10 protein-coding genes are annotated in these 10,985 nt (G+C 56.4%); 4 read left to right on the forward strand and 6 right to left on the reverse strand.

Going from position 1 to position 10,985, the window contains the following annotated elements; translation table 11 throughout:
* Positions 1–30 precede the first annotated feature (30 nt).
* Together nrfH and GFC01_RS16845 are read left to right on the forward strand one after the other, a co-directional pair.
* Positions 31–702 carry a cytochrome c nitrite reductase small subunit gene (gene nrfH, locus GFC01_RS16840; RefSeq protein ID WP_152948316.1) on the forward strand — a complete coding sequence of 224 codons (672 nt, stop codon included), beginning with the start codon at positions 31–33 and terminating at the stop codon, positions 700–702.
* 195 nt (positions 703–897) lie between these two features.
* Positions 898–2,307, forward strand: a complete 1,410-nt coding sequence (locus GFC01_RS16845) for an ammonia-forming cytochrome c nitrite reductase subunit c552 (RefSeq protein ID WP_152948317.1) — start codon at positions 898–900, stop codon at positions 2,305–2,307.
* A 65-nt stretch (positions 2,308–2,372) separates the two neighbouring features.
* On the opposite strand, the gene GFC01_RS19860 is transcribed toward GFC01_RS16845, so the two are convergent.
* The 6 genes from GFC01_RS19860 to GFC01_RS16875 all read right to left on the reverse strand — a co-directional run bounded on the left by GFC01_RS19860 (position 2,373) and on the right by GFC01_RS16875 (position 6,670).
* A complete protein-coding gene (locus tag GFC01_RS19860; protein ID WP_341474069.1) occupies positions 2,373–3,161 on the reverse strand; it encodes a protoglobin domain-containing protein in 789 nt (262 codons plus the stop codon).
* 137 nt (positions 3,162–3,298) lie between these two features.
* Complete coding sequence (locus tag GFC01_RS16855; RefSeq protein ID WP_152948318.1) at positions 3,299–3,658, reverse strand: NifB/NifX family molybdenum-iron cluster-binding protein; 360 nt, start codon at positions 3,656–3,658, stop codon at positions 3,299–3,301.
* Between the two features lie 7 nt (positions 3,659–3,665).
* Entirely contained in the window at positions 3,666–4,538 is an 873-nt protein-coding gene (locus tag GFC01_RS16860) for an Mrp/NBP35 family ATP-binding protein (RefSeq protein ID WP_152948319.1), read from the reverse strand.
* A 40-nt stretch (positions 4,539–4,578) separates the two neighbouring features.
* The gene (locus GFC01_RS16865; RefSeq protein ID WP_152948320.1) at positions 4,579–5,478 is read right to left on the reverse strand and encodes an ATP-binding protein; all 900 of its coding nucleotides are present in this window, start codon (positions 5,476–5,478) and stop codon (positions 4,579–4,581) included.
* A complete protein-coding gene (locus GFC01_RS16870) occupies positions 5,463–6,323 on the reverse strand; it encodes an ATP-binding protein (protein ID WP_152948321.1) in 861 nt (286 codons plus the stop codon). The genes GFC01_RS16865 and GFC01_RS16870 overlap by 16 nt, the downstream gene beginning before the upstream one ends.
* The gene (locus tag GFC01_RS16875) at positions 6,320–6,670 is read right to left on the reverse strand and encodes a NifB/NifX family molybdenum-iron cluster-binding protein (RefSeq protein ID WP_243137668.1); all 351 of its coding nucleotides are present in this window, start codon (positions 6,668–6,670) and stop codon (positions 6,320–6,322) included. The genes GFC01_RS16870 and GFC01_RS16875 overlap by 4 nt, the downstream gene beginning before the upstream one ends.
* A 323-nt stretch (positions 6,671–6,993) precedes the next feature.
* On the opposite strand from GFC01_RS16875, the gene GFC01_RS16880 reads away from it, so the two are divergent.
* Both GFC01_RS16880 and cooS read left to right on the forward strand, forming a co-directional pair.
* Entirely contained in the window at positions 6,994–8,274 is a 1,281-nt protein-coding gene (locus GFC01_RS16880; protein ID WP_341474070.1) for a (Fe-S)-binding protein, read from the forward strand.
* Positions 8,275–8,770: 496 nt separating this feature from the next.
* A complete protein-coding gene (gene cooS, locus GFC01_RS16885) occupies positions 8,771–10,798 on the forward strand; it encodes an anaerobic carbon-monoxide dehydrogenase catalytic subunit (RefSeq protein ID WP_152948323.1) in 2,028 nt (675 codons plus the stop codon).
* Positions 10,799–10,985 lie beyond the last annotated feature (187 nt).

Below are 10,985 nucleotides of genomic sequence, written 5' to 3' on the forward strand. Positions count from 1 at the left end.
CGGTTTTCCGGGGGAAGGGGGGTGGGAACAATGTGGGAAGATGCCGTGAATGGGGGAAAAAGCTCCGGAACCGGTGACACCCGGAATAAATCTGAACCGGGAGGGATACCGCCGTCCGGTGCCGGTGATACCCCGCAGCCGGCGGAAGGCAGTGCCGGGGGGACTAAGGAAATGCCGCCCCCCGGAAGTGGGGATACAGGAGCCGGCCGGGGTCGGCGGAACTTTATCTGGAAAGGTGCCGTTTACCGCCTGCGCCGCCGTATATGGTCCCTCCTGATCGGCCTGCTGGTGATGGTGGTGATCCTGGCTGCCGGCACAAAGGCTGTCATATCTTACACTGACCGTCCGGAATTTTGCCTCAGCTGTCACGTCATGGAACCCCAGTATGAAACCTGGTTCCATTCGTCCCATCGCCAGGAGGCGGCCTGCAGCGACTGCCATGTGCCCCATCAAAACCTGGCGGCCAAGCTGGTGGGCAAGGGCATTGACGGTACCCGGGACTTTTACCTCTTTTACACCAACCAGGTGCCGGATCCCATTCATCTCAGCAGCCGGGGCGGCCGGATCGTACGGGAAAACTGCCTGCGCTGCCACGGTGATCTCATGTCCAATGTGATTGATCATGAGGACCGGGATTGCTGGGAATGTCACCGTACAGTGCCCCACGGGGAAGGGACACGACAGTTGATTAACCAGTCTTGAAAACCTAACCTGGGGAACTCCCTGGTGGTTCCGGGCAGTGGGCAGGTTTCCGGAACAGCAGTTTCGTTCTGGGGGCAACTGCCCGGGGTGCCGGTACATATTGCCGGACACATTTTTACCCTCAAGCTGCTGCAGCGGGTAATGGGCTGCACGATAAAGCCGGGGTTACCCCGGCTGCGAAAGGAGGAGAATACCTTGCAGAAAACCTGGTGGGCCTGGCTGCCGGTTATGATTTTATTATTGCTGGCCGGATGTGCCCCGCCCAGGGCGGAAATGGTCAAAACGGCTTCCATCCCTCCCGGGGAAGTGGACCCTGCCGTTTGGGGAAAGGTCTACCCCCTGGAATACGATAGCTTCATGATGACGAAGGAGGGGGGGCAGGGCGAAAGCAAGTACAAGGGTTCGGAGCAGAAGGACAAATTGAGTGAATATCCTTTCCAGCTGGTGCTGCTGGAGGGATGGGGTTTTGGTATTGAATTCAACGAACCCCGGGGCCACGTCTACATGCTCAAGGACCAGCTGGATATTGATCCGTCCCGGCGCAAGGCAGGGGGCGTATGCCTTTCCTGCAAGTCCCCCTATGCGCCGCAGTTGAAGGAGCAAATGGGCCCGGCCTACTTCCAGGAGCCCTATGACCGGGTGCATGCCATGATCCCGCAGAATCATGCGGAACTGGGGTTGTCCTGCGTTGACTGTCATGACCCGGCCAATATGGATTTGCAGTTGAGCCGCTGGTTCGTAAACGATGCCCTGAAAGCCCTGGGTAAGGATCCGGCGGGTTTAACCAGGCAGGAAAAGCGCACCATGGTTTGTGCCCAGTGCCATAACACCTACGTCATTCCCAAGGATCAGAACATGAAGTCAGTGGGTCTCTTCCTGCCCTGGCAGAAATCCCAGTGGGGTCACATCACCATAGAAGACATTGAAAGCGTAATCAAGTCCGACCCGGCCAATCTGGAGTGGAAGAACACCCCCACCGGGATCAAACTGGGTCACATCCGTCACCCGGAGTTTGAGCTGTATTCCAACGGCAGTGTCCACTGGCGGGCCGGGGTGGCCTGCGCCGACTGCCATATGCCCTACGAGCGGGTGGGCAGCAGCAAGATTTCTTCCCACCATGTGCAGAGCCCGCTGAAAGATAACATGAAGTCCTGCACCCAGTGCCACAACCAGAGTCCGCAGTGGCTGCGGGATCAGGTGATCCTGATTCAGGACCGGGTGAATAATATGTATACCCGGGCCGGCAACGCCGCCGCCCAGGCGGCCAAGGCCATCGAACTGGCCAACAAGACGGCCGGGGTGGATCAGGAATTGCTGAACCAGGCCAGGCAGTTATACGAAAAGGCCTATTACCGGGTGACCTTCATTGGTGCCGAAAACAGTATGGGCTTTCACAACCCGGAAGAAGCCTTACGCGTTCTGGGCGACGGGCTGCATTACGCCGACCAGTCTTTGATGAAAGCCCGGGAAGCTCTGGTGAAAGCGGGGGTACAGGTGCCGGACAAATTTGACCTGGAACTTTCCAGGTACGCCAAACGGGGTACCAAAGGCGTCCCCTATAAGCCGGAAGAAAACCTGGAGTTTACCTTTGACGGAACAAAGTAATTCATAAAAGTAAAGAACTCCCCTGTAAAATCGGGGGAGTTCTTCATTATGGTGCAATGAAAGATTCAGCCCTGCTCCTGACCTCCAGCGGTTCTGGTCATTTTTTCGATGGCCTCCCGGTTGCTGCGTACCATCTGGGCAATTTCTTTGGCCGACTGGGAAGATCTTTCCGCCAGTTTGCGTACCGCCTGGGCCACCACCGCAAAGGTACGGCCGTGTTCCCCGGCCCGGGCCGCCTCAATGGAAGCGTTTAATGAAAGCATGTTGGTTTGCTCGGCGATCTCGGCAATCACTTCAGCCACCGAACCGATGTTCTTCTGGAAGGAAATAAGCTGCTGCAGCTGGTCGGTGATATAATTTTCAATGGCCAGCTGCATGTCCAGGTTGAGCCGCTTCAGAAAGGCTCCGGCGGCGGTGCAAAAGGCTTTAAGGTCGTCCCGGTGGTGTTCCTGCAGGATGCGCAGGATTTCATTGACGTAAATCTGATAGGCTCCCAGGTACCATTTGGGATACAGGGCAATTTCCCGGTGTTTTTTGCCGATGAACAGGCGCCGGGCTATGTACTGGTCGTCTATCTTACTGTCAGTCAGGCTGATGAAATATGCTTTTTGGGTTTCCATCAGCCGGGGCACGGTACTGTGTTTTTCAATCAGCTGTTTCAAATAGGGATACAGCAGGAGATGGTCGTAGAAAACCCGGACCACCCGGTCTGCCTCCCGGGAGAAAAGATCCCGGTAACTGCCCATCAGCCGGAGATCTTCCGCGGTTATCTCTAAATAGGCCACCTGGTCACGGCGGAAAGATGAAGAAAGGGAGATCAAATTTTCTGTATTTTCTGCAGCGGGTGGACTCACAGCTGTTCCTCCCTGGTTTTCTTTTTAAATCTATTTCGTCACGGCCCGTATTAAATCCTTCTCTTATCCGGCTGGCAGGGCAAGTTTTTCTGCGATAAAAAAAACCTCCGGTTGCCCGGAGTGGGAAAAACATCTGGTCAATGGTTACAGGAGTGATCGTGCCCGTGATCGCAGAGGACGTCCCGGCTGACCAGGTCGCCCCGGGCGTAGGCCCGGGCCACTTCCTCCACGCCGCCGCTGGCGCCCGTGAGCACCCGTATGCCGTACTGCTGCAGGGCTTCCACCGCCCTGGGGCCGATGCCGCCCAGGATCAGGGTGTCCACCCCTTTGTTTTTGAACAGTTCGGCCAGCCCTTCGTGATTATGCTGCAGGGAGGCGGTGGAGACCGTCTCCCGGTTCCGGATCTGTTCCCCGTCCATTTCAAAAATGACAAATTCCCTGCTGCGGCCGAAGTGCTGGTTCACCCGGCCGTTTTCGGTGGGAAGGGCTATTCTCATTTTGTTTTCACGCTCCTTTTACTCCTTTTTTCTCCGCACTTTTCACCACGGCATCAACCAGTGGTTCCAGATTTTGCAGGGAGGCGCCTTCATAATCTTCGATATGACCGGCATCACCCATTTCAGCCAGCTGCGGGTCTACGGGCAGTACGGCCAGCACCGGCAGTCCGGTCTTTCTGGCCGCCTCCTCCACATGGCCGGGGCCGAAGAGGCGGATCTGTTCGCCGCAGTGGGGGCAGGCCAGGTAGCTCATGTTTTCCACCAGTCCCAGGATGGGGATACCGGCCTGGCGGGCCATTTTGATGTTCTTTCTGACCACCATGGTGGCCAGGTCCTGGGGAGAGGATACCACCACCACGGCGTCCAGGGGCAGGGACTGCATTACGGTCAGGGGTACGTCCCCGGTGCCCGGCGGCATGTCCACAATCAGGTAGTCCAGCTCACCCCAGGCCACGTCGGTCCAGAATTGCTTGACGGCACTGGAAAGAATGGGCCCCCGCCAGATTACCGGGTCGTCTTCCTGCGGCAATAAGAGGTTTAAGGACATGATCTGCAGGCCCTTTAATGTTCTGGCCGGTAGAAGATATTTAATAAACTGTTCCGGGCGGTCGATCACACCAAAGAGCTTGGGGATACTGGGCCCGGTGATATCGGCGTCCAGTATGCCCACCTTGTATCCCCGGCGCTGCAGGGCCACGGCCAGCAGGGCACTGACCGATGATTTGCCCACGCCGCCCTTACCGCTCATGACGGCAATTACATGCTTGATGTCGCTGGCCTCGTTCTGGGGCAATACGGTGGTTCCGGGGCATTGTTCCGGATTACAGCGCCCCGTGTCCTTGTCCTTGCAGGTTGTGCACTGGGTTTTGTTCTCCGCCATAACTCCCTCGCCTCGCTCCAGTTTTTTTGACACAAGTTTATCATATTCTATCCTGGGAAGCCGGATTCCTTCCGCCATTAAGCATAAGTATAGACTTAATTTCATCCCATAAAGCCAGCAGGGAATCCACCACCGGGCCGGAACCATCCTGCACCACCGGCCGGGCGTTTTTCACTGCTTCCATAACCCTTTCGTCATAGGGCAGGCGGCCAATTACCGGAATCCGGCGCTTTGCACAGATCACCTCCACAGCCCGGGTATTTTCTGGATCCAGATCCCATTTGTTGATGCAGACAGCCGCCTGGCAGTGAAAATGTTCCACCAGGTTCAGCACCCGCTCCAGGTCATGTTTTCCGGACAGGGTGGGTTCGGTCACCACCAGGGCCAGGTCCGTCCCGGACAGGCAGGAAATCACCGGGCAGCCCACACCGGGCGGGCCGTCGGTGATGATCAGCTCCCGCCCTTCTTCCTCCGCCAAACGGCGGGCTTCCTGCCGCACCGCCGCCACCAGTTTTCCCGAGTTATCCTCGGCCACCCCCAGACGGGCGTGGACCAGGGGGCCGTAACGGGTGGCGGAAAGAAATATGTGGCCGGCAACATGATCCACCATCTCTATGGCCTTCCGGGGGCAGGCATGGTAGCATACCCGGCATCCTTCACAGAGGGTGGGCTGGACGGCATACCCGGGGCCGATGGCGTTAAAACGGCACAGGTGCAGGCACAAACCGCAGCCCAGACACCGTTCGCTGTCGATTCTGGCCCTGGCCATTCCCCGGAAAGGAGTGGTCTCCTTTACAGCCGGCTGCAGCAGCAGGTGCAGGTTGGCCGCATCCACATCACAGTCGGCCATTACTTTGTTGGGGGCCAGTACGGCCAGGCTGCCGCTGACGGTGGTTTTCCCCGTGCCGCCCTTGCCGCTGAGTACTACCAGTTCGCGCAACGGTGGTCCACCCCCCTTTTTAAAAAAGAAAGCAGGGACAGGAAATGGGCCTTCCATTCCGGCCGTACGGTTACGGCCGGGATGCCCCGGGCATAGGCGGCGGCCACGGAACGGTCATGGGGCAGTTGCAAAAGCAGGGGCAGGTTTCGGGAAGAACAAAACTCCCGGACCGGATCATCATTGCCGTCGGAACGGTTGACAATCACCCCGCAGGGCACCCTTAACTGTGTGGCCATTTCACAGGCCAGTTCCAGGTCATGCAGGCCAAAGGGTGTTGGTTCGGTGACCAGCAGGCAGAAGTCGGCGCCCTCCACTGCCCGGATCACCGGGCAGGAGGTGCCCGGCGGGGCATCGATGATGTTCAGGACGCCCGAGCGGGCCCTTTCCTTCACTGCCTGAATGAGGGGAGGGCTGATGGCTTCCCCGATGTTCAGCCGGCCGTTTACAAAATCAATTTCCCCGCTTTTCCCTTCCTCCACCCGGCCGATGGCCCGCCACCCGGGGGAAACGGCTTCTTCCGGGCAGAAATGCCAGCACCCGCCGCAGCTGTGACACAGGTGGTTAAAAACCAGCACCTCCCCGGGCAGGACAACCAGGGCATTAAAGGCGCAAACTTCCGCACAACGGCCGCAAAAGGTGCATTTTTCCCGGTTAATTACCGGTTCACTGACCCGCACCGTTTCGCTCCTCTGCCAGGCGGGTTTGAGCATGAGGTGTCCATTGGGTTCTTCCACATCGCAGTCCAGGTAGATTACCCTTTCCTTCTCCGCCGCCACCAGGGCCAGGCTGCTGGCCACGGTGGTTTTACCCGTGCCCCCTTTGCCGCTGGCCACCGCGATGATCATCTCCCGCCCCTTCCCCTTCCTGTGGCGGCATGTTTGGGAGAATTGGCCCGGCTGAGCAGGGGTAACCGCCCCTGCCGGCAGGCATTCAGGCTCTCCCGGACCGTGCCGCTGACACCCCCGTATACCTGGATGCCCGCCCTTAAGAGTACCTCCATGGCATTGGGGCCGATCTGGCCCACCAGTACGGCCTGCACTCCCCGGTTGACCAGCAGTTGTGCCGTTTGCACACCGGCACCGCCGCTGGACTGGTTTCCCGTGTTGGGCAGCGCTTCCCAGTTATCCCCGTCCGTATCGGTCAGGATGAAATAGGGGCAGCGGCCGAAACGGGGTTCCACCGGGGCATCCATATGATCCTTTTGAGCGGAAATGGCTACTTTCAGCGGATATCCCCCCAGTGCAAAATGGAATAAAGTTCATTAACATTTTATTTCTATTATTGACGTATGTCAATATTTTGGCTAAAAATTTTTTGTAGTGGGGCGAGCCGCCGGTTGGGGCAGGCGTTTTGGGGGAATCCATGTGAAATAACCAATACCGGATTTAAACAGACATAATCTCAGTATTTGCCCGATAAAGGCTGAATATTGCCATTCATAATAATTGCTCTAAAACAAGCCCTCTGGTAAAGTAGTAACGATATACATAGTTTTAACCGGGGGGAGGAAACTGTGTGGAAGCTATAGCTGCAAGCAAACTGGATCCCGGATTCATGAGTGAAGTTATTTCCAAATTTAGAACAGACAAACAGCCGACAGACCTCTATAACTGCCTTACCTGCGGCATGTGCAGCGCCGGCTGCCCTTATAACGGTGTGCACGACCATGCGGACCCGCGCAAGTTCATCCGCCAGGTGTTGCTGGGGATGAAAGAAGAGGTGCTGTCGTCTACTTTTATCTGGGCCTGCACCATGTGCGGGCGGTGTACCTTCCAGTGCCCCATGAATGTGGATATTGCCGGCCTGGTAAGAACCATCCGCAGTCCCAAAAACTTCGGCCTGAAGGCCCCGGGGTTTTTGCAGGACGTGGTGGATGCCCAGATCCGCACCGGCAACCAGATGGAAGTAACCAGGGAAGATTACCTGGAAACCCTGGAGTGGATGGAGGAAGAGCTGCAGCAGGAAGTGGGGGACCCCAACGCCAGGATACCCGTGGACAAAGAAGGGGCGGAGTTTGTCTTCATGTGGGACCCCCGGGAAATCAAATATTATCCCCAGGATGTGCAGAACATTGCCAAAATCATGTGGGCAGTGGGGGCCGACTGGACCGTCAGCAGCCGCTGGTGGGACGCCACCCATTACGCCCTGTTTAATGGCGATGATGAGGATTCAACCACCATGGTCAAACGCACCATGGAGGAGTTTGAGCGGTTGAAGGTAAAAGCAGTGGTCATTACCGAATGCGGACATGCCTTCCGGGCGCAAAGCTGGGGGCGTAAAGTGTGGCTCAACGGCGCCACCTACCCGGTGATCAGTTTTGTGCAGTTGCAGGCCAAGTGGATTAAAGAAGGGCGCATTAAACTGGATCCCACCAGGAACCCGGACCGGGTGACCTTCCACGATCCCTGCAATCTGGTGCGCAAGGAAGGGGTGGTGGAAGAGCCCCGCTATTGCCTGCAGCAGGCAGTGATGGATTTCAAAGAAATGTGGCCCAACCGCCAGTACAACTATTGCTGTGGGGGGGGCGGCGGCCTTCTGGCCATGGGCAAGGAAATTTATCCCTACCGGATGGCCAAGGGCAAGCTGAAGGCGGAACAAATCAAGGCCACCGGCGCCAAGATCGTGGTTTCCCCGTGCCATAACTGTTATGACCAGTTAAATGATATCATTAAGTACTATAAACTGGACTGCAAGGTAAATCACATCCATCACCTGGTGGGGAACGCCATGATTCTACCGGGCAAGGAGGAGCGGGAAGCGCTGGCCGGAAGGTCGGTTCTGGAAGGGTTTATTTAAACGGCCTCATTAAAAAGGGGACAGGCTACTTTTTTCCGGTTTTAGAAAAGTAGCCCGTTCTTTTTTTTTTCAAGGGGCCTGTCCTTTTTTTGAAACCTCCTTGCTGATGCTGGCGGAACCACCGGTAAAATCGGGGAACAGATTAATAGCTTTATTGCCGGGCTGAACGCCCGGTATTTTTTTAGCTTTAACTGATCAATTAAGTTTCGGATAAGTTTCGGAAGGAGTGCTGGTTTTGAACCTGCGCTAAATAACAAATGTTCAATTAAATATAGCCATATTTTCATTATTTGCCTGAAAAAGAAAAAATTCAGGGATATTTAACATTTGCTCAAATCGTCAGCATTCTGATAAAGTAGAAATGATTTACCAAAGGCGAAAAAGAAAAGGCAGGTGGTTTCCCGGGCGAAGACTTAAAAATTGCGAATGGGAGAAAGCATAGGGCGGTGTGCATCTTCGCTAAAAGCGCCTGTTTTTATTGAAGGAGGTCAGATTAATGCCAAGGTTTAGAGATCCCGGTTTGACCAGCCGGCCCTCGGACAGGACCCCCCGGGTGATCGATCCCAAAAGCATCAAGCGTTCCGTGGACCCGGCCGTGCTGGAAATGATTGATGTGGCCAGTGAGCGGGGGGTAACCACTGCCTTTGACCGGGTGGTGGCGCAGCAGCCCCAGTGCCAGTTTGGTTACCGGGGTATATGTTGCCGTTTTTGTATGATGGGACCCTGCCGGATTAAGGCGGAGGAAGGACCGGGCAGCCGGGGCATCTGCGGCGCCAATTCCTGGACCATCGTTGCCCGCAGTGTAGGCTTGATGATCCTGACCGGTTGCGCCTCCCACGCCCAGCACGGCAACCACATGGCCCACGTGCTGCACATGATTGCGCACGGGGAAGCACCGGATTATACCATTAAGGACCCGGACAAACTGGTCCGCCTGTGCAGGCAACTGGATATTCAAACCGAGGGGAAGGATACCCTTACCCTGGCCGGGGAGTTTGCCGCAAAGGCCCGGGAAGACTTCAGCCGGCTTAAGGGCGAGGGGGAATCCGTCTGGACGGTGAAGAAACAGATAGCCCCACGCATTGAAAGATATAGGAGCCATATGGTCATGCCCCACGGCATTCATGCCACCATTTCCGATTTGGTGACCCAGGCCCACGTGGGTATGGATAACGACCCGGTGAACCTGGTCTTCAGCGCCGTCCGGGTCGGGCTGGCGGACCTGGCCGGCAAGTGGATTGCCACCGATATCTCCGACGTGGTTTTCGGCACACCCCAGCCGGTGGTCAGTGAAGCAAACATGGGCGTATTGAAGCCCGATCAGGTGAATATAATTGTGCACGGCCACAATCCCCTGTTAAGTGAAATGATTGTGGCTGCAGCCCGGGAGCCGGCAATGGTGGCGGAGGCCAGAGCAGCCGGTGCGGCGGGAATCAACCTGGCCGGCATTTGCTGTACCGGCAATGAGGTGCTCATGCGCCAGGGCGTTCCCATTGTGACCTCCTTCTCCTCCCAGGAACTGGCCATCTGTACCGGTGCGGTGGATGCCATGGTGGTGGACGTACAGTGCATCATGCCCGGTTTAAATACGGTGGCCCAGTGTTTCGGCACCAGACTGATCACCACTTCCGATATAGTGAAAAACCCCGGTACCATGCATATCGACTATCAGGAAGCCCGGGCCATGGAAAACGCCCGGGAAGTGATCCGCCAGGGCATTGAAGCCTTCAAGGAGCGGGGCAGCCGTCCGGTGCACATTCCCAATGTGAAGAACAAAGTGGTGGCGGGCTGGAGTCTGGAAGCCATCTTTGCATTATTTAAAACCGTAAACCCGGACAAACCCGTGCGGGTGCTTAACGAGGCCATTCTTTCCGGTGAATTGAAGGGCGTCATCCTCATGGCCGGTTGCAACAACCTGAAAACTTTCCAGGACCAGGCCCATATTGAAATTGCCAGAGCCATGCTTAAAAATGATGTATTTGTCATTTCCACCGGTTGCCATGCCCAGGCCTGCGCCAAGGCGGGATTGATGGATCCGGCCAGAGTGGATGAACTCTGCGGCCCGGGGCTGAAGAAATTCTATCAGCGGATCGGTGAAAAGGCCGAGCTGAAATACGGCCTGCCTCCCGTATTCCATATCGGATCTTGTGTGGACAACTCCCGGGCGGCGGAATTGCTGATGCTGATGGCTGAAGACCTGGGTGTGGACACGCCCAAGGTACCCTTTGTCGCCTCAGCCCCGGAGGCCATGAGCGGTAAGGCTACCAGTATTGGTACCTGGGCGGTGACCATCGGCCTGCCCACCCATGTGGGCACCATGCCGCCGGTGGAAGGTTCGGATTTGATTTACAGCATCCTCACCCAGATTGCCGGCGATGTTTTCGGCGGTTACTTCATTCTGGAGCCGGACATCGAGGTGGCCATACAGAAGCTGCTCAATGCCCTGGAGTACAGGACCTGGAAGCTGGGCGTGCACCGTCAGGTGGCTGAAGACTTTGAAACCGCCCTCTGTCAGAACTGGTAGACCAGGGCCGACGGGGAAGGAGGGGAAAAAATGGCCGAAGCCATTGGTGAAGTGATTAATTTCGACCAGATCTTTGAAGGGGTAATAGAACCGGGTAAAGAACCAAAGAGGCTATTTAAAGAGGCCTACGAAGGAGCCATTACAGCGGTCAGCTATGCGGAAATTCTGTTAAACCAGGCCATTCGGA

Origin of the sequence: Desulfofundulus thermobenzoicus (genome assembly GCF_009428905.1) — a bacterium.
In the GTDB taxonomy this organism is placed as follows: Bacteria; Bacillota; Desulfotomaculia; order Desulfotomaculales; family Desulfovirgulaceae; genus Desulfofundulus_A; species Desulfofundulus_A thermobenzoicus.